Origin of the sequence: Nitrospira lenta, from assembly GCF_900403705.1 — a bacterium.
Classification (GTDB): Bacteria; Nitrospirota; Nitrospiria; order Nitrospirales; family Nitrospiraceae; genus Nitrospira_D; species Nitrospira_D lenta.
Window position 1 is genome coordinate 22,870 of record NZ_OUNR01000019.1, and the last position, 20,302, is coordinate 43,171.

At 57.8% G+C, this 20,302-nt stretch carries 15 protein-coding genes; 11 read left to right on the top strand and 4 right to left on the bottom strand.

From position 1 onward, the window contains the following. Positions 1–19 precede the first annotated feature (19 nt). From NITLEN_RS14800 to NITLEN_RS14840, 9 genes are all read left to right on the top strand, one after another. The gene (locus NITLEN_RS14800) at positions 20–1,654 is read left to right on the top strand and encodes a glycosyltransferase family 4 protein (protein WP_121990416.1); all 1,635 of its coding nucleotides are present in this window, start codon (positions 20–22) and stop codon (positions 1,652–1,654) included. A 137-nt stretch (positions 1,655–1,791) separates the two neighbouring features. After that, positions 1,792–4,173: a tetratricopeptide repeat protein gene (locus NITLEN_RS14805; protein WP_121990417.1), complete on the top strand. Its 2,382-nt coding sequence runs from the start codon at positions 1,792–1,794 to the stop codon at positions 4,171–4,173. Positions 4,174–4,183: 10 nt separating this feature from the next. Continuing rightward, positions 4,184–4,792 (top strand): polysaccharide biosynthesis/export family protein, encoded by a 609-nt coding sequence (locus NITLEN_RS14810; protein ID WP_121990418.1) that lies wholly within the window; start codon positions 4,184–4,186, stop codon positions 4,790–4,792. 102 nt (positions 4,793–4,894) lie between these two features. Then, positions 4,895–6,034: a porin family protein gene (locus NITLEN_RS14815; protein WP_121990419.1), complete on the top strand. Its 1,140-nt coding sequence runs from the start codon at positions 4,895–4,897 to the stop codon at positions 6,032–6,034. Between the two features lie 11 nt (positions 6,035–6,045). Then, positions 6,046–7,818: a GumC family protein gene (locus tag NITLEN_RS14820; RefSeq protein ID WP_121990420.1), complete on the top strand. Its 1,773-nt coding sequence runs from the start codon at positions 6,046–6,048 to the stop codon at positions 7,816–7,818. 26 nt (positions 7,819–7,844) lie between these two features. Beyond that, complete coding sequence (locus NITLEN_RS14825; protein ID WP_121990421.1) at positions 7,845–8,675, top strand: CpsD/CapB family tyrosine-protein kinase; 831 nt, start codon at positions 7,845–7,847, stop codon at positions 8,673–8,675. Positions 8,676–8,681: 6 nt separating this feature from the next. After that, positions 8,682–10,103, top strand: a complete 1,422-nt coding sequence (locus tag NITLEN_RS14830; RefSeq protein ID WP_121990422.1) for an AAA family ATPase — start codon at positions 8,682–8,684, stop codon at positions 10,101–10,103. 126 nt (positions 10,104–10,229) lie between these two features. After that, positions 10,230–10,949: a response regulator transcription factor gene (locus NITLEN_RS14835; RefSeq protein ID WP_121990423.1), complete on the top strand. Its 720-nt coding sequence runs from the start codon at positions 10,230–10,232 to the stop codon at positions 10,947–10,949. 81 nt (positions 10,950–11,030) lie between these two features. Continuing rightward, positions 11,031–11,561, top strand: a complete 531-nt coding sequence (locus NITLEN_RS14840) for a SixA phosphatase family protein (protein WP_181416894.1) — start codon at positions 11,031–11,033, stop codon at positions 11,559–11,561. Positions 11,562–11,576: 15 nt separating this feature from the next. On the opposite strand, the gene NITLEN_RS14845 is transcribed toward NITLEN_RS14840, so the two are convergent. From NITLEN_RS14845 to NITLEN_RS18480, 4 genes are all read right to left on the bottom strand, one after another. Beyond that, positions 11,577–13,121, bottom strand: a complete 1,545-nt coding sequence (locus tag NITLEN_RS14845) for a Ppx/GppA phosphatase family protein (RefSeq protein WP_121990425.1) — start codon at positions 13,119–13,121, stop codon at positions 11,577–11,579. Between the two features lie 119 nt (positions 13,122–13,240). Further along, a complete protein-coding gene (locus NITLEN_RS14850) occupies positions 13,241–13,816 on the bottom strand; it encodes an OmpA family protein (protein ID WP_121990426.1) in 576 nt (191 codons plus the stop codon). Between the two features lie 27 nt (positions 13,817–13,843). Next, on the bottom strand, positions 13,844–17,542 hold the full coding sequence (locus NITLEN_RS14855; RefSeq protein WP_121990427.1) for an aldo/keto reductase: 3,699 nt from the start codon (positions 17,540–17,542) through the stop codon (positions 13,844–13,846). A gap of 139 nt (positions 17,543–17,681) precedes the next feature. Continuing rightward, entirely contained in the window at positions 17,682–18,032 is a 351-nt protein-coding gene (locus NITLEN_RS18480) for a hypothetical protein (protein WP_245924519.1), read from the bottom strand. A 73-nt stretch (positions 18,033–18,105) separates the two neighbouring features. Here NITLEN_RS18480 and NITLEN_RS14865 point away from each other — a divergent pair, with 73 nt between their 5' ends. Beyond that, positions 18,106–19,548: an NAD-dependent malic enzyme gene (locus NITLEN_RS14865; RefSeq protein ID WP_121990429.1), complete on the top strand. Its 1,443-nt coding sequence runs from the start codon at positions 18,106–18,108 to the stop codon at positions 19,546–19,548. 120 nt (positions 19,549–19,668) lie between these two features. Further along, a complete protein-coding gene (locus NITLEN_RS14870) occupies positions 19,669–20,298 on the top strand; it encodes a J domain-containing protein (protein ID WP_181416895.1) in 630 nt (209 codons plus the stop codon). The last annotated feature ends 4 nt before the right edge of the window (positions 20,299–20,302 follow it).

Consider the following 20,302-nt stretch of genomic DNA (forward strand, 5'->3'; position numbering starts at 1 on the left):
AGATGATGGATAGAGATTCATGACAAGCGAACTATTTTTTAGCTTCATGACCTCACTGCTGATCTGCATGGCGCTCATTCCGCCCTTGCGGATCCTGGCGGACCGGTTCCATTTCATGGATCAGCCGGGCGAGCGCAAGGTCCATCAACATCCGGTCCCCAGAGTGGGGGGCATAGCCTTCGCACTAGGGGCCTGTGTCAGCATCGCCTGGTGGGCGCCGAAAAGCGTCACCACGCTGTCAGTGCTCCTGGGCGGATTGATCATCCTGGGCTTCGGCGTCTGGGACGATCGAGTGGACCTCGGCTATCGACCCAAATTGCTGGGACAAGTCCTTGCCGCCTTCGCGGTCATTCTCATCGGAGGCATCCGCTTCGAGAGTGTCCCGTTTTCCCTTGACGCTGAACTGCCCGTGTGGGTCAGTATCCCGGTCACCGTGCTCTTCCTCGTGGCCGTCTCAAACGCGGTGAACCTCACCGACGGCCTCGATGGACTGGCCGGGGGACTCTCCTTCCTCACACTCTGCGGTATCGCGTATCTTGCCCATCTTTCGAACGACTCGTTGGTACTCTTGCTGGCTGTTCCCTTCATGGGAGGCCTCCTGGGATTCCTGCGATACAATACCTATCCGGCCAGGATTTTCATGGGAGACGGCGGCAGTCAGCTGCTTGGTTTCATGATGGGAGTCCTGGCGATTCTCCTGACCGATTCGTCTAGAGGCCCCTTCAGCCCCGGACTATCGCTTTTTCTTCTGGGACTGCCGTTTCTGGACACCCTGGGCGTCTCAGCTCAACGTCTGGCTGAAGGACGATCGCCGTTCGTCGGAGACCGCACGCACATTCACCACAAACTCCTGGCCATGGGTCTACACCACTATGAAGCCGTCACGGCTATTTATGGCATTCAGGGTCTCATGGTGGCATCGGCCTATTTCCTGCGCTGGCAATCGGATGTCTTGATCATCCCACTCTACCTTGGCCTAGCCGGCATCGTCTTGGCCCTATTTATTGCTGCGGGCCGAGGCTTCTTTGCCAAGCCATCCCCCGAAAGCGCGCGGGTCCGGTCTGAGCAATGGCTCGAAGATGTCCTGAATCGTCACTGGCTCCATGATTTGCCCATTCGCTTTCTCGCGGTCGTCGTCCCTCTCTTTCTGATTACCACGGTATTTCTTCCGACCGAAGTTCCGCACGATATCGGCTACCTGTCGACGGGGCTATTCCTCATTGTCTTGCTCGGACTCGCATTTATTCCTCGACTGGCACCCTATTTTGTCCGCGGAGGACTCTATCTCGGCAGCACGTGCCTGCTCTATGTCAGTGATGCCTCCTGGTTAAACGCCGGATTTCCTATTCCCACGACCTACCATCTTTTGTTCGGGGCCATGGCGATCATGGTCTTGCTGACCATGCGATTCGACAGCCAAAGCCGTTTTCAAACGACCCCTCTTGACTACTTAATGATCTGCCTGGCTGTGATTGTCCCATTTCTTCCCGGGGTGCAAGCGAATGTGTCATCGCTCGGCTTCTTTGCGGCCAAGCTCATCGTGCTGTTTTTCTCGTTTGAGTTACTGCTCCATGCTTTTTCCGATCGAGTCAAGCAACTCGGACTGGTCTCACTCTGGGTGTTGTTCGGATTAGGGATCAAGATGTGGCTATGAGCGAGCAGGGGAGTGTGGGACGATTAAGAGGAGAGGACGACAAATTGCCGGGGTTGGAGATGAGACGGTTTTGGGATCAGCCCACTCTCTCACTTCAGACCTCACGCGTGTGAATCGCGCAATACAAAGGTAACACCATGAACTATAAACACCTCATCATCGTAAGTATGGCGGTCGTACTCGTCGCCTGCGGTGGGCCGGAAGAACGGAAAGCCAAGTATCTGACCAAGGCGCAGGATTACCTCACGGCCGGAAACTATCCGAAAGCGCGAGTGGCCCTGCGCAATGTGCTCAAGATTGATCCCAAAGACGCCAATGCGTACTTTCTGTTTGCACAGGTCGAGGAGAAGGAAAAGAACTGGCGCAATGCCGTGGGGCTCTATCAAGAAGTGGTCGAACTCGACCCCACCCACAGCGCCGCGTTGATCACCTTGGCGAAGTATTATTTGGAAGCCCGTCTGAGCGACCAAGTGCTCGCGACCGCCGATAAAGTCCTCGCGAGCGATCCCAGGAATCCACAGGCCGGTGCGCTGAAGATCGCGGTCCTGGCACTGGAGGGATCGCTACCGGAAGCCACGCTTAAAGCCGAAACCCTCGCCAAGGAATTTCCCACGGAGCCGGATGTCGCGATCCTGCTGGCTACGCTCTACGGGCAGCAACAGCGAACAGCAGATGCCGTTACCGCTCTTCGACAGGCGCTGGATGCCCACCCCAAGGACATGGATCTCCTCAATAATTTGAATTCGATCCTGCTCCAGACGAAAGATCTCGCCGGTGCGGAATCCGTCGCTCGTCGCATGATCGATGCCGAACCGACCGTGTTCGATCACCGCTTGAGACTGGCCCGGCTCTACGACGAACAGGGCACTCCCGACAGGGCAGAGACTGTCCTGCGCGAGGCGATTGCCCTCGCTCCACAGAGCGAAGAACGCCGGCTTCTGCTGGCCGATTTCCTTCAGACCCGAAAGAACTCGCACGCTGCGGAACAGGTGCTCCTCGAGGCAGTGAGCCACTTGTCCCATTCGACTAAACTTCGCTTCGGCCTGGCTGAATTCTATCTCAAGAACGGGCAGGAGCCTCAGGCACGCGAACAATATCAAACCTTGATCAAAGAACAGAAGGACAAGGCCGCCGGCTTGGACGCGACGGTTAAATTGGCGGAGCTCGACCTCTATGCAGGGAAGCAGGCCGACGCGGCCAGGCAGATTCAGGAAGTCCTAAAGATTAACCCTCGATCAACTGAAGCATTGGTACTCTCCGGACGCATGGCCCTGGCAAAGCGCAACGGCAAAGACGCGGTCCAGGCCTTTCGAACCGTCTTGCATGACCAACCTGAATTGGCGACCGTCCATTTTCTACTCGGACAGGCCCATCAGGTGACCGGCGAAATCAACCTGGCGAAGGAGAGCTTCGAACGGGCTGTCGCCCTCTATCCGGGACAAGTGGATGCCCGCCGCTCATTGGCCGCGCTCGACACCCAGAGCGGCAAACCTCAGCAGGCTCGCGCCAGACTCGACGATCTCTTGAAGCAACGCCCGGACGACCTGGCTGCGCTCGACATGCTGATGAATCTCGATCTTGCGACAAACAATTGGGCCGACGCAGAACGCACGCTTGAACGACTTAGATCCGCCTCGAAAGATAGTCTAGTCGCGTTCATGGCAGAAGGCCGTCTACGAGAGGCACAGGGAAAGCTCGATCAGGCAGGCAGGGCCTATGAGCGGGCAACGGCCCTGGCCCCGAATGAGCCAGAGCCGCTTTTATCTCTCATCAAACTGGATATCGCACAAGGCCATACCGATCGGACCAGAGCCAGACTCGAAGCGCTGGTGGCGGCTCAACCGGATCATCTGTTCGGCCACGGGCTGCTGGGCGAAGTACTCGCCATGACCGGTCATCCGACGGAAGCCGACGGCCAATTCAAAGAGGCCACCAGGGTCAACCCCAAGTGGATCACTCCCTGGCTTGATTGGGGAACCCTCTGGCTCGCCCAAAAGCAGCCAGATCAAGCGGTGCAGGTTATCCAAGCCGGTCTCACGGCCAACCAGAACAGCGAAGAGTTATACATGCTGCTAGCCATAGCCCATACCGCCAATGGTCAAGTCGATCCAGCCATCGCGGCCTATGACGGGGCATTACGCTTGAACCCCCGCAATGTACTGGCAGCTAATAACCTGGCTGTCATGCTCGTTGACTCAAAAGGGGACCCACAGAGTTTACAGAAAGCCTTCTCGTTAAGCCGTGACTTTGAAAAAGACGCACCGCACCCGCTCTTTCTGGATACACTCGGTTGGGTGCGTCTCAAGATGGGGCAGCAGGAAGAGGCGTTGCGGATCATGAAGGATGCGGTCACAAAAGCTCCGGATGTTCCGACACTGAACTATCATCTTGGAATGGCCTATTTCCAGACGGGCAAAACATCTGAAGCGAGGGTCCACCTCGCCAAAGCGCTGAAGAGCACTGAATCATTCCAGGGAAGACAGGAAGCAGAACAGATTCTGTCTCAGACGAAAGGATAGAGGCCGACGCATGTTTGACCATCAGTTACTCTTGCCATGCCTGAGGCTGATTGCCGCAGTCGTGATCATCAGCATTGGATCGCTGTCGATTGAGTTACCCGCCATGGCAGCGCCACCGGTTGTACCCCAAGTCGACCCCGGCTATCGGCTTGGAGCGGAAGATGTCATGCTGATCTCGGTCTGGAAAGATGAGCAACTGACCCGCGAAGTCGTCGTCCGTCCCGACGGCATGTTTTCGTTTCCTCTCGTCGGGGATATCCAGGCCGAGGATCGGACCGTGGAGGACATTCGGACCGATCTCATCAAACGCCTGATCAAATACATCCCGAACCCGAATGTTTCTGTCGCGGTTATGAAAGTGTTGAGCTATAAAATCTATGTCGTCGGACGGGTGAACAAGCCAGGAGAATATCTGATCGGCCACTATACCGACGTGCTTCAAGCGTTGAGTCTGGCAGGAGGGCTGACGCCCTTTGCCGCGGAAAACGATATCAAGGTGATCCGGCGGGTGAGAGGACAGCAGCAGGTCTTCCCCGTGCGCTACGGAGACCTCCGCAAAGGACAGGATCTGGAACAGAACATTCTTCTCCAGCGCGGTGACACCGTGATGGTGCCGTAGACAATGCACTGGAGGCGAGTAGGTCAAGACTGCGGCGGATTTCAAATCTTCCGGCGAGGCCTTACCCGGGGCATCCTCTGGATCTGCCTCGTAGGAATTGGCATGGTATCCCAAAGTCACGCGGCTGAGTGGTCGATCGTTCCATCGCTCGGAGTGAAAGGCGTGTATAACGACAACCTCCTTCTCACTCCGTTACCGCACGATGCGACCTATGGGTATTGGATCTCGCCTGCGGCCGAATTTGCCGGAAAAACGGAGCGGCTGGAAGTGAGCGGAAAAGTGGCGGCCGATTTCGTCTCTTACTATGGGGGCGAGGAAACAAACTTTACCAACATCTTCCTGCCTCTTTCGGTACGCTACAAAACGGAAAAGGACCTCTTGGGATTTACCGGGGGCTTTACCCGTGATAACACCTTGATGAGCGAACTTCTAACGACCGGAATCGTAGTGCGGTTTACGCAACGGAACCAGTGGAATGCGAACCCCACATGGACCCATCGCCTCACGGAGAAGCTTTCCGTCCAATCATCTGTTCAATTTACGGACACCACCTATGAGGATGGCCGCCGACTCGGACTCGTTAACTACCAGCTTCTTGGCGGCTCCGGCGGGTTACTCTATCAATTGACTGAACAGGACCAGGTCCAAATAACAGGCAATTATACGAGCTTCTATACGACGGCCGCGTCCTCCGACTTCCGAGCCTCAATACCAGGCCTCATGCTGACCGTAGCCCATGTGTTCACGGAATCCCTTACGGGAACCGCGTTCGGCGGCCCCCGATTTATCAGTACAACCAATCAGGCGCCGGGAGGCGACATCAAAGCACATGAAACCATCTGGATCTATGGAGCGAGCCTCGCCAAGCAATTCGAGAGCGGGTCTCTCCAACTCAGCGCATCTCGCGATATCATTCCCAGCGGGTTTGGCTTGCTGATCCAGACAGATCGAGTTAGTCTCTCAGGTTCCTATAAGATTTCCGAGACCATCACAGGCTCTCTTGATGCCAATGGCTATATTACCTCCGGCGCCACGCACACCATCTCGGGAGGGACACTTGCCGAACAACGTTATGTCGGCATATCGCCCAAGCTGGCCTGGAAGTTTCTCGAGTGGTGGAAGCTGGAAGCCTTCTATACCTACGGCAGACGCGACGTCGATGGCTTTGCCACAACGGCGACCTCCAACGCCGCAATGCTGATGCTGACCTATTATCCACCGAAACTCGCACTATCAAACTGAGTGAACTAATTATGGGACCTCAACCTCACATGCCCTCAAGCGATTCACCTCACAGTCTCAAGGACTACGTCGCGATTTTTTCTCGGCGCAGAACGCTCATTCTGATGACCGGAGGGATCCTGCTGCTCGCCAGCCTTGCGGCAGCATTTCTCTGGCCGCCGACCTACAAGTCCATGGCCACGATTTTGATCGAAGAGCAGGAAATCCCGACCGACCTCGTTCGATCGACCATTACCAGCTATGCCGACCAGCGCATCGAGACCATCAAACAGCAGGTCATGAGCCGCACCACGCTGTGGAAAGTCGTTGAGCAATTCGACCTCTACCAAGACCTGCGCACGGCGAGTCCGGCCGAAGAGGTCGTCAAACGCTTTATCAAGGACATTCAAGTAGAAGTCATCAGCGCCGACGTCGTGGATAAGCGAACCCAACATGCCACCAAGGCCACCATTGCCTTCACCGTCGCCTATCAAAGCAAGTCTCCTGACCTGGCCCAAAAAGTAGCAAACGAGCTGACCAGTTTATTTCTGGGAGAGAACCTCAAGAGCCGCGAACGCCAAGCACAAGAAGCCACGTCATTCCTCCAGCAGGAAGCAGAGAATCTCGCCAAGCACATTGGGGAAATCGACGACAAGATTGCCGGCTTCAAACAGCGGGCGCAAGGCGCGCTGCCGGAACTGATGCCGCTGAATCAGCAGCTCATGAATCAGTCCGATCGGGAATTGATGGATGTGGACCAGCAGATCCGTACCCTTGAGGAACGCAAGAATTATCTGGAAGGGGAACTCGCCACAATCAAGCCGAACAGCCCGATGATTTCCGCCAGTGGTGAACGCATTCTTGACTCAGCCGATCGCCTTCGCTCCCTCCGCGCGGAGTATGCGGGAGCAACCGGCAACCTGGCACCAGACCACCCCGATATTGTGAAGATGAAGCAGGAGATTGAGGCGCTGGAAAAGGAGACCGGCCACCTTCCGGAGGTCGAAGAGGCGTCGAAGCAACTAGTCGATGCCAGAGCTAGCCTGGCAACTATCTCTGAACGGTTGGGGAGCGAACATCCTGATGTCGTAACCGCACGGCAGCGCATCGCCGCGCTTGAGAAAGAAGTGCGCACACTCAGAGCCGTACCGCTGCGCAAGAACCCGGCTCAACGGCCGGAAAACCCCGCGTACATCAATCTCCAGGCACAGCTAAACTCAGCCACCTCGACGCTGGACGCGCTTCGCAAAACGAAAACCGACGTGAAGCGACGAATCCAGTCCTATGCGACCAGGCTGGAAAAAACTCCGGAACTTGAGCCGGAGTATCTCGTCTTGATTCGGGACCGGGATACTTCCGGCCAAAAATATCAAGACATTCGCTCCAGACTATTGGAAGCCAAGGTGTCTGAAGGCTTGGAAGTCCAGCGCAAGGGCGAGCGGTTTTCTCTCATCGATCCGCCCAGCCTTCCGGAAAAACCGGACAAACCGAACCGGCTTGCGATTGTACTGCTCGGACTTATCCTGGCCGTCGGCGGTGGACTCGGATCGGGTGCCGCGGCAGAATCGTTGGACCATTCCATTCGCTCCCCTGAACAACTCGCACAACTGACTCATATGTTCCCGTTAGCCGTAGTGCCCTTCATGCCCAATGAGCAGGACCTCTCAAAAGCCGTCGCATACCGACGGCTCGTCAGAGGAGCCGGCGTCGGCGCAGTGGCGATGATCCTCGTCCTGCTGCATGCGTTCGTCATGCCGCTCGACGTGCTGTGGTTTGCAGCCCTGAGGCGATTTGGCATAGAGTAAGTCAGTGATGTCTCATAGGAGTTCTCATGGACCGATTTCGCACTGCGGTACAACTGTATAAAGACCAACAGAGCGGGTCTTCCAATAAAATTCATGGAGGGCGATCCGCCGGTCCGCAAGCGGTGCCGCCTCCGATTGTCTATACCAGGACAAAAACGCTGGACGTGCCCATTTCGGTTCTTCGCCAGCGGCGCGTCATGGCGGCGTATGACAAAGGGCCGTTCGTCGACGCATTCAAGATCCTTCGTACCCAGGTCATGCACCGGCTCCGTGAAAAGGGCTGGAACGTGCTCGGCATCACAAGCCCCGGAGACGGTGAGGGGAAAACGCTGACGGCCGTGAACCTGGCCGTCAGTCTGGCTATGGAATCCACGCAGACCGTCTTACTGGTCGATGCCAACCTGCGCAATCCCAGCATCCATGACGTCTTCGGATTGAAAGACTGTCCCGGTCTGGCCGATTATCTTCTCGATGACGTGCCCGTCGAAAATCTGTTAGTCCATCCTGGCATCGGCCGATTCGTGCTGCTTCCGGGAGGAAGGGCCATCCAAAATTCGACCGAAATCTTGACCTCGCCGAAGATGCTGGCGCTCGTCGAAGAATTCAAGCATCGCTATCCATCACGGATTGTGATCTTCGACTTGCCTCCGCTGTTACAGACCGCCGACGTGCTGGCCTTTTCTCCCTATACCGATGCGCTGCTGCTGGTGGTGGAGGAAGGGAAAACCTCCGCAGGAGATGTACAACGGGCCTTCTCGCTAGTGAAGGATTCACGCCCCGTTCTTGGCACCGTCCTCAACAAGGCCGGACAACTGGCGGCCACACCGGCTAGCATGAGAACACTCTTGGGGAACTGACCTATTATGTACGAAACGTTTTACAATCTTCGCGCCAAGCCCTTCGCGCTCCTGCCGGACAGCGACTTCCTCTATGCCGGCGCGATGCATCGAGCGGCCTATGGCCTGCTGGAGTACGGCATTCTCAGCCAAGCCCCGTTCATGGTCCTCTCCGGCGATCCCGGCATGGGTAAAACGTCGCTGCTACAAAAACTTATTGCTGAACATGGTCAAAAACATTCGATCGGGCTCATCACCAACGCGCGCTACGACATTGAGCACTTGTTACCCTGGATTCTGCTCTCCCTCGGCTTAAGCACCAAGCAACTCGATCCGGTCGAGGCCTATCACGTCTTCACGCAATTCCTGGCACAAGAATCGAAGCAACACCGCCGAGTCATTCTCATTGTCGATGAAGCGCAAAGTCTCGGCGTCGAGTTGCTCGAAGAGCTTCGCCTGCTCTCGAATTTGAACGACGGGAAGACACTCAAACTACAGATTATTCTGTCTGGCCAGCCCGATCTTCAGGCACTGCTCCAACGGATCGACATGACGCAGTTCGCTCAGCGCATCGTGGTCGACTATCATCTGGAGCCGCTCACCGAAACGGAAACGGGACATTGCATCCGCCACCGGCTGCAGGTTGCCGGCGGATCTCCCTCGCTGTTCACGAACAAGTCTTGCGCCCTGATCCATCGACTGACGAAGGGGAATCCCCGGCTCATCAATCAAGTCTGCGAAATCGCACTCACTTATGGGTTCGCCGAACAGGCAAGGGTCGTCACCTCTAAACTCGTCGCACAGGCGGCGTTGGACCGAAGCAAAGGCGGCATTCTTCCGCTCGCCGGACGTGAGGAACTGGCGATCCTGGCGGCCGCTCCCGAAGATACGACGGAGATCGATGCCGTTATTCCGCAGGCTCGGACTGTCCCTCAAAGCGCCCCTCAGACCGCAGCCGTCACGCGCGCGCGCTCGACAGAACAGAATTCCGAAGCGCTCTATCAAGACGGGCTGCGCATGAAAAACGAGAACCGTCTTGAGGAGGCCCTGGCCCTATTCGAAGAGGCGAGTAAAAGCCCCGCGTTGTGGTTGAAAGCACATGCGCAAATCGGTATTTGCTGCAGAACTATGGGCAATACGCGTGCCGCCATCCAGGCTTTCCGCGTCGCCCTGAACGATTCCTCTGCCTCACCCAAAGAAGTCCTTGATGTGCAATACCTGCTCGCCCGGGCCCTTCAATCCGCTCTCCAGAACAAGGAAGCCCTGACGGTGTATCGCCAACTCGCGCGCGCCCAACCGGATTACCGCGATGTCACTGGCCGAATCAAACAACTCGCCGCTTCCACTACCGGACGTACGAACGGTGGCCCTAAATCCGACACGTCCGACTCTTGGGTCAGCCAGGCATTTGACAGCCTCCACCGCTTGATCGGCACGCATCGCCCCTAAGCACCAAGCCGACCGTTTGAGGTTTGAGGCATCCCCCTCTGGACTCCAACTTTCAGCCTCTACCAACGTTCTCCCGCTCAAGCCTGTTTCCATTTCCGCCGATAGAGATAAGACACGAGTACATCTATGAGTCTTGAAATCATCCAAATCATTGAAGCCGATCAAGACCAGGCCCGGGCCATCGATCAAGTCCTCCGCAAAGCCTCGTTTCGCACCAATATCGCTTTTGACGGACAGACCGGCATACAGGATATCTGGAAGAACCGGCCCGCCTTAGTCGTGCTGGATCTCATGGTGCCGGGTATCGGCGGAAAAGATTTGTGTCGACGGCTGCGCGAAGACCCGCAAACCAAGTCCATGGGGATCATTCTGGTGACGGCGCTGACCTCGGAAGACGCTCGCGTGGCCGGGCTGGAAAGCGGAGCCGACGATATTCTGACAAAACCCTACAGCCCTCGTGAGCTGGTGGCTCGGGTGCACGCCGTGTTGCGGCGTCTCGCCGCCAGCATGCCGGAAAGTCTCGACGATCTCGACGATGATCTCGTACTCGACAGCACCCAATACGTCGCCACGTTCCGTGGGCGCCGGCTGGTCCTGACCAAACCAGAATGGCACACGCTCCTGCGTTTGGCCAAGACCACGGGAAAGGTGGTGCCGCGAGAAGAACTCCGCAGCCTGTTATGGGGCAACGATCCTCTCACTCACGATCGTGAACTTGATCAACTCGCAGCCTCACTCAATCAGAAATTTGCGGACCGGGACGGGGCTGAGCCCCTCATTGCCAAAGTCGCAGAAACCGGCTACCGGCTTCTGCGAAAAGAACGAGTCCTTCCCCTCAGCGCCTAGTTGCCACACGACACCCGCGGCATTCATTCACTCCACCTCACAAGTATGCTAGCGTACCTCTACACCAAGGAGATTCGCTGTATGGATTGTGTATTGATGCGCCATGGCATCGCTGTCGAGATAGGGGAATGGTCCGACCGTGACGAGACGCGCCCCTTGACCGATCAAGGCAGAAAGAAGGTACGCCAAGTGGCGAAGGGCCTCGCTGCCATGGAACTCGCGCCCACACACCTCTTCACGAGCCCTCTCACTAGGGCCAGGGAAACCGCCGCGATCATCAACACCGTGCTCTGTCCTTCTGTCACCATATCCGTGTGCAAGGCCTTGGAGCCAGGCTCCACGCCGCAATTTCTGACGGCTTTCGTTCGAACCCTCCCGGAACATTCCGTCATCCTCTGTGTGGGACACGAACCGTTGCTGGGGACAATGGCCGGCTACCTACTCAGCGGACAGGTGTCACGGAATTATCCGATGAAGAAGGCCGGAGTCGGCCTGATCCATCTGCCCGGACAGGCCAGGGCAGGGGAAGGACTGCTCCATTGGTGGTGCACTCCCACACAACTCCGCGCGTTGGGACAGGCCAGGAAGAACAAGAGTACATACAAAGAGTGATGAGAACAGGCGAGGTCACACCGGCTGCGGTACTTCGCTGAACTGCACGCGCCGACGAAAGACCTGTTCCAGTAGATCCGTCCGCTGCGAAGCCGACCACATCTCCATGGCCGCATCGCCGCTGACCGTGGCCATGATGGTCAAGGTCTGACCGATCTTCACATTGACCGTCTGCACCACGGAAAAGTGCGTCCGGTCCAAGGCATCGGCCACTCGCAAGAGAGCCGAGAGAATCCGTACGGTCCGTTTGAGCTTCAACGAGAGATCCGCATAGCCCTCATGCTTGGCTGCCGGCATGGACCGGCGATGATACCGGGCGATATTGGCGACCACCTCGATTTCTTCCGCCGTCAATCCGCCGATGTCGCTGTTCTTGATCAGATAGTAGGCATGTTTATGATGCTGCCGGGGATTGATCAGATAGCCGATATCGTGTAAGACCGCAGCATATTCCAACCAACTGCGCTCGACCTCACCGAGATGATGTAATCGCTTGGTTTGATCGAACAACCGCAGGGCCAGGCTGGCCACGTGCAGCGAGTGCACTTCCGGTGCATGGCAGCGTCGAGCCAATCCGATCACATTGCGCCGGCGCACGTCCGGAATCTCGCGCTCCGCATCAAGCCCGTCGCGATGCCGATCGATGAAATCGTAGATCACTCCTTCACGGATGGCTTTGTCGCATACCGTCATCTCGTCGGTCCCCGAGAGTTCCAACAGACGACGCAGAACGACCACCGCTGGAAACAACGTATCGACCCGTTTTGGATCAAGCCCGGGAATGCCCAAGCGCGCTTTGACAGATGACTTGCTGAGTTCGGCCTCGACCATGCGCAGGTCTTTCAACCGCACCTTTGCCAAGTTGAGCTGCGGCAACGGCCGGCCGGTCTGCTTCAGATGAACAATCTCCGCCACATTGCCGGCCATTCCTGAGGTGGCGACGACGGCATCGAACGGTTTCACGTTGAATGCATCCAGAGCCCCCTTCAACGCCCGCGAGACGGCTTCGTTCAACTGCATGACCATGGCTTCGGTGGGCGGAGTTTTTCTCACATATTGATCGGACAAACGAATCGCGCCGAGCTTCAGACTCTTGGCATGCTGTAATCCATCCCGCGTCCCGACAATGAGCTCGACGGATCCGCCACCCACATCGACCACCAGTGTCGGCTTATCAGACAAGGCCATGCTGTGTCGCACGCCGAGAAAAATCAGCCGGGCTTCTTCGATCCCGCTGATCACGCGGATCTTGATGCCGGTCTGCTCCTCGACCAGATCAACGAAATCGCCGCCGTTCTTGGCCTCCCGCACCGCACTGGTCGCAACCGCGGCAATCCGCTCAAATCCCTTATTCCTCGCCAAAGTCACCAGGGTCTTTAACACACCGACTCCGCGGCCGATGGCTTCGTCGGATAGTCGCTTCGCGGCGAAGGCCCCATTGCCCAGACGGGTCATGTCTTTGAATCGATCCAGAATCTTGTAACTAGCGTCGGGCAGTATTTCTGCCAGCACCATATGGATAGAGTTGGTTCCGATATCGATGACGGCGAGCTTAGCCATGGAAGAGGCCCCTGGACATAGGAGAGATTTGCAGGTTAGACGACAGGACCCTCTGCGCCATCACAGAAGGGATTGCGGGGAAACCAGACGGGAGAGCCAAATACCACGCCTGTGCGCTCCTATTCTTTCACCACAAAGTGGACACTGCGGTTTTTCTGCCAGCATTCCTGCTGATGCTCAAAACAGAGGGGACGATCCTTGCCGTAGCTGGTCGTGCGCAAATCCATGTCGAGTCCCAACTGCTTGAGATAGGAGCGCACTGCCGCCGCCCGCCGCTCGCCCAAGACCAAGTTATAGGCGGACGTCCCCATTTCATCGCCGCGTCCTTCGAGAAGAATCCGTGTGGTTCCCTCGTCCGCCAGTTTTTTCGCGTTGGCATCTAAAATCGGCAAGGCATCGAGCCGGAGCGTGGCCCGGTCAAAATCGAATAGAACATCCGGGAGGATGCTTCGCTCCGCGCCTGTCGCATTTCTGGCAGACAGCTCGGCGCGCATGCCAGGGCTGGTACGCGTGACCGGGGTGCCCACCTCTTGTGGAGCGGGTTCTCGAATAGCTTGATCGGGAATCCGCTCTTCACTGGCACTCAACTCGTCGCCAGCCCCGTATCCGGACTTGGTGGCGCAGCCCGACGCGCCGACGGTCAGCGATACCGCAAGAAACCCAAGGATGAGTCCATGAACTGGTCGATGCATCATACCGCCTCCTTCCGTTCTACCCGGAGATTACCCTAAGTCTTTGGGAAAGGCGATAGTCTTGGCGATCTCATAAGCCGCCCGCGCCGACTCCAGCGCGGGCCACTGGAGGACCCGTACCGAGTCCGCGACATAGGCCGGCGTCCGCATGCCGTTCAGCACGCACGTGACGCCCGGCGTGCTGATCAACACCCACAGCGCTTTTCGTGAGAGGGATTCCGATCGTCGAACTTGCGGGAGCACGGAATCAACCGCCGTCGCCACCGCCGCGGTCCGTCGAAGACTTCGTTCCGTGGCTTCGCGCCGCAATCCCCGCAGCAACGTCAGTAATTCCGGCACATACCGGTCGCGCCAAGCCTCCCATTGCTCGGCCGCCGTACCGGACAGCGTCCGCGACAAGGCTTGCAGCACCTGATTGACGTGAGGGGCAATCATCTGATGTTCGATCTGCTCCCAATGTTCCAACCCTTGCAGCTGAGGCCTGACGCGATCCAACTCATGCGCCCAGTTGAAAAACTCAGCCGGGTCGGTGCCCTGGCCGCTCTGTGGAACCGACGGCGCGATCGTGCGGCGATACTCATCCTCCAGTGCAGCCAGGCGCTCCCGTTGCCGGACAAAATCCACCGGTTGATCCTCCAAGGGGAAGTCGGCAAGGCGAAGGATCCCACCGCCTTGGCCGGGCATGGCGTTGAGTGGACGATTCACCAGGACGGCCACGCCTTCCTGCCGGGCCAGCTCGAGCACCGTCTGAACGCCGCCGGCGCCGGTATTCGCCGTCAGCAACGCGCCGGACTCGAAGAGATTCATCGGGCATTGCAACCAGCGGAAATGGTGCGCTGTTTGCTTCGCCTCGTGCGCGGCAGCCCGCGCCGCATCAAGCATGCGACTCAGTGAGGTGGCTTCGGGATGACCGGCAGGCGAGGTCACGGTATTCGACGAGACTCCGTAGTATTGCAACCGGCCGGCCGCGACTTGCGTTTCAAAATACACGAATGCGCGTTGCAGCCGGTCATAGAACGTGTCGCGGAGGGCCACCAAATCAGGCTCATTCCGGTGCGCGGCTTCCGACAAAAAATATTCCGGATTGTGCAGCAGGCACACATCGAGCGTCGCAAGCCCCAAGCGATCGAGAGACAGTGCGAGTTGATCGGCGAGAAATTCAGGGTGGAGGCAGTGCCAAATCCCGTCTCCATACTTAACCATGTCAGGGTAGGGCCGGCCGGCTTTCTCCCGAGCCTCGGCAAGCTTGAGATTCTGACTCTGCACGTAGCCGATCTTGGAGACGACCACAACCTGTTCTCGCGCCAACTGCCCCGCTTTGACGAGGTCGGACAGCACCGCACCCACAAGGCGTTCACTGTCTCCATCCATATAATTGGTCGACGTATCGATGAGATTGCAGCCGGCCGCCAACGCCTGCTTGAAGGCCTGCCGATGTTCCGGATTTTTTGTATCGACCCGGTATGTGCCAAACCCCAGCCGGGACACCGTGAGCCCGGTCGATCCAGCGGCCGTATAGCCATGCGCAAGAGAACCGGACGGGGACAGCCCCACCATGTTCGCCGCATAGGCCGCCGTACCTTGCACCGTCGCATGACCGGACAACTGTGCCCCACTCAGCAACGTCTCTGTTCGACCAGCGGCTGTGGCGACGCTCGACCGATGGAGGCGGAGGGCCTCGGCTACAGCGTTCGAATCCGTGATGGGACGCTGACAGCTGAAGTTCCGGCAGATATACAGCGCGGGCCGTCCCGCAACGACTGACTTTCCCTGCAGTAAGGGCAGGGTGGAGCCGGCGCCTGATCCGATCGCCGCGATGATCCGGTTGGGAAGATATTCGTCCGCTACCGCCCGATACAGCGCTTGGGTAGCCGCTTGTTCACCGTCGCCGATAAAGGCTAATTCCACCGGACCTTCCGTCAAGAAATCGACCACCGCCAGACTCTTGGCAAATGCGCGGGGATAGCGCGTGATCTGTCTCCCGTAGGCTCGAATCGCGCCGACCGCCGCATCCCGCCAATCCTGCCGATCGAAATGCCACGCCAACCGCGCCAGCGCCGACGCCGCCACGGCATTGCCGCTGGGTGTGGCCCCGTCGGCTCCTTCACGGCCGCGAAGAATGAGCGCCTCATGATGCGTGGCCGTCGTGAAAAATCCACCCTGTTCTCCGTCCATAAAATCGGACAGCATTCTGTCGGCTAGTCCGACCGCTGCCTGCAGATACCGCTCAGGCGCCCCGGCTTCGTACAGATCGATGAGTCCCTCCGCCAGATAGGCGTAATCTTCTAAATACGCCTCAAGGTGGGCACGTCCGGCACGCGAGGTGCGCAAGAGTCGTCCATCGGACTGCACATGCGTCTTCAAGAGGAAGTCCGCCGTGAGCATGGCCGCGTCGCGATAACGGGTTTCACCGAACACTCGCGCCGCTTCCGCCATCGCCGACAACATCATGCCGTTCCACGCGGTAAGAATTTTGTCGTCGAGGCCGGGAGGCACACGCTGCTGCCGCGCGCGATAGAGGAGGGGCTTCACCCGCGCGGCCGTTTCCGACAACTCATCGCCGGTCAGATTGAGTTCCTTCGCAATCTCGGACAAGGGCCGCAGGCGATTGGGAATACTGACGTGCTCCCAATTGCCTTTCTCCGTAATGTCGTAGAGCGCACAATATCGCCGCGCATCTTCTGCATTCCCCGCCGCGGCCTGCACCTCCGCCGGTTGCCACACGAAGAATTTCCCTTCGACGCCTTCAGAATCCGCGTCGGTCGCGGAATAAAATCCGCCGGTCGGTCCGGTCATTTCTTTCAATATATAGTCCAAGACTTCGCAGGCTACACGCCGGTAATCGGGGTTCTTGGTGACCTGGTAGGCCTCCACATACACGCGAGCCAACAGCGCGTTATCGTAGAGCATCTTTTCGAAATGCGGCACGAGCCAGCGGGCATCGGTGGAATAGCGAGCGAATCCGCCGCCGATCTGGTCGTAGATGCCCCCGGCCGCCATCATGTCGAGTGTCTTGGTGACCATCGCCAGTGTGTGCGCATCCCCAGACCGCCGATAGCACCGCAATAACAACGACAGTCCAGCCGCCGGAGGGAATTTCGGCGCGCCACCAAAACCGCCGTAGGTTTTGTCAAAATCTTCCTTGAATTGCGTGACGGCATCGTCCAACACCGACTCACTGACGGAGATCGGGGAGGGGATTCGGCCTTCGCCTTTTAATCGCTCAGTCAGGTCTTTGGCTTGTGTCCGAACGCCGACCGCATCTTTCTCCCAGTAGTCGGCAATCTTCTTCAACAACGTGCCGAACCCGGGCCGGCCCCAGCGGTCCTCCGGAGGGAAATAGGTCCCTGCGAAAAACGGCTCCTGATCCGGGGTGAGAAACACCGTCATCGGCCAGCCGCCCTGACCGTTGTTCATCGCCACAGTCGCCGCCATATAGATCTCGTCAAGATCCGGCCGCTCCTCCCGATCTACCTTGATGCAGATGAAATGGCGATTCATGATAGCGGCAATCGCGTCGTTCTCAAACGACTCCCGTTCCATCACATGGCACCAGTGACAAGCCGAGTAGCCGATTGACAACAGAATCGGTTTGTTCGACGCCTTGGCGGCGGTCAACGCCTCGGGGCCCCAGGGATACCAATCAACCGGGTTGAAGGCATGCTGGAGGAGATAGGGGCTCGTTTCGGTATGCAGGCGATTTGGTTTGCGATCAGATGTAGATGTCATCCTCGCACCGTACCATCGCCTCTTGAGGAGGGTCAACGCCGCAGGAAATAAAAAAGGCCTACGACCATAATGATCGTAGGCCTTGGAACAGATTCAGTCAGAGGCACGGATAACCGACACCGCAATGGGTGTCTGTCGATCAGTGACCGCCCTTCTTCTCTTCCTTCTTCTTCTCTTCGTTGAACACCACGTGACCGCCCTTCTTCTCTTCCTTCTTCTTCTCTTCGTTGAGCACCACGTGGCCGCCCTTCTTCTCTTCCTTCTTCTTCTCTTCGCCGGCAAAGGACGGCGCGCTGAACGTCACTGCGATTGCCACTGCCATGATTGCCATCAAGATGCTCTTCATAACTGTTCTCCCCCTGAAAGGTTTTGAAAGTTTGGAATGAGTGCCTGTCACGATCAGGCAAATTGCGTGAGCACGGTATGCCAAAGATATGCTGAAAGTCAACTCCTTCAGCCAAGAACGTGCGCGCGTCATTTCCGCAGTCATATCCGCCTTCTTTTTCAGGAACGGCGCGCTTATGTGATAGGCTTATTACTGAGATTTCACCGGAGTCTCCACAATGGTCGATCTCGGCCCCTATTCCAACTATCGTCTCACCGTCAGACTGGAATTGGCCAACACGCCCGGCATCTTCGCCCGCGTAGCCGCCTTGCTGGCCGATGAGGGAGCTAATCTCGGCGCGGTAGATATCGTCTCGGCGACCACAACCCACATGGTTCGGGACGTTACCTTCGATGTGCGCAATGAAACGCATGGCGAGAAGGTGCTCGCCCGGCTGAACGCCCTTCCCGATGTGACTGTGCTGTCGGCCTCCGACCGGATCTTTCTCTTACACCTCGGCGGCAAGATTCGCGTCGAAGGCAAGATCCCGATCAACACTAGAAACATCCTCTCAATGGTCTACACCCCAGGAGTCGGGCGAGTCTCTCAGGCTATCGCGCGCGATAAATCCAAGGTCTATGCGTTCACGAGCAAGAGCAATAGCGTTGCAGTGGTGACGGATGGGTCTGCGGTGTTAGGACTTGGCAACCTCGGGCCAGAAGCGGCCCTGCCGGTGATGGAAGGCAAGGTGATGCTGTTCAAAGAGCTCGCCGGGATCGACGCCTGGCCGCTCTGCTTGAACACCCAGGACCCCGACGAGATCGTCCGCATTGTCCAGGGCATTGCGCCGGGATTCGGCGCAATCAATCTGGAAGACATCAGTGCGCCCCGCTGTTTTGATATCGAGCGGCGATTGAAAGCCTCACTCGACGTCCCGGTGATGCACGACGATCAACACGGCACGGCGGTAGTGATTCTGGCCGCCCTGACCAATGCGCTACTCGTCACAGGAAAGCAGATCGAGGACATCCGCGTGGTTGTCAACGGTCTTGGCGCCGCCGGCACGGCCTGTTGCCGGATGTTGCTGGCAGCCGGCGTCTCGCATCTGCTGGGATGCGATCAAGAAGGCATCATTCTGTCCGGCAGCCCGGAGCAACTGCACGCCTGTCGAACCGATCTGGCAACCTGCATAACCCGCGCGGCACCGACGGGAACCTTGCGCGATGCGCTGAAGGGCGCCGACGTCTTTATCGGGCTTTCGGTCGGAAATATTCTCGTGGCCGAGGACCTTGAGCTGATGGCTCCCGAACGCATCGTCTTTGCGATGGCGAATCCGGATCCGGAAGTATCCCCGGAACTCGCCGCCTCGCACTGTCGCATCTTTGCCACCGGGCGATCCGATTTCCCCAATCAGATCAATAACGCGCTGGCATTCCCCGGCATCTTTCGCGGGGCCCTCGATGTGCAGGCCAAAGAGATCAACGAAATCATGAAGCTGGCGGCCGCCAAAGCCATAGCCGAGGTGATTCCCCCAAGCGCGCTCAGTGAGGACTACATCATCCCCAGCCTCTTCGACAAAACCGTCGTCCCGCAGGTCGCCCGGGCAGTAGCCACCGCCGCGCGCGACAGCGGCGTGGCGCGCCGACGGATGCCAGGGACAGCTTCCTCATCCGCAGAGTAATCCGTGCTCTGCCTTGTCCCATTCTGATGGGTCGAGACAAGACCCGTGGGTGGACAGAAGCCCTCTACTGGCCGGGAATCACACTGTGCTACAATGCGGCGGCCGGTGGACCGGCCGACCATGCCCTTTACACAAAGCAAATTCATCAAGTTTCAGCGGGGGATGCGCCAGCGGATCGATTCGCTGCGTCTCAAGACCGAGGCCAGCCTCGAACTCGCCGTCGATACGATGATGGAATCGCGCGTCGATAGCTTCTTCCGGGTCGAACAGGGGTTGGAAGAAGTGATTCTGTCGCTGATTGAAATCGACGATGAGCTGGGAAGCATCCACGATCTTTCCGGCGCCATGCGCCTGGAATCGCGGCTGGAGTTTGTCGAAGACCGCTGGGATGAGTTCGACAGTGAAATCCGGGAACGGCCGCGGCGGCGACGCAAAAAGGTCAGCTTGGCCGACATGCTCAAAGCCGCCAGCGGAAGCGGGGATCTCTCCCAAGACGGTACCGGCGTCAACAATGCGATGGACGCGTATGCCATCATGGGCGTCGAATTCGGGAGTTCACTCGCGGATGTCACCGCCGCATTCAGACAGAAAGCGAAGCAACTCCATCCCGATTCAAACCAGGGCGACCGGAGTTCCGAACCGGCGTTACGGCGGATGTTGGAAGCCTATCAGTTTTTGAAAGAATATTTGAGCTTGAGCAACGTCGAACCGATGCCCCAAGCAGACCACCCCTATCGTCCGACCGAGTAGGAGA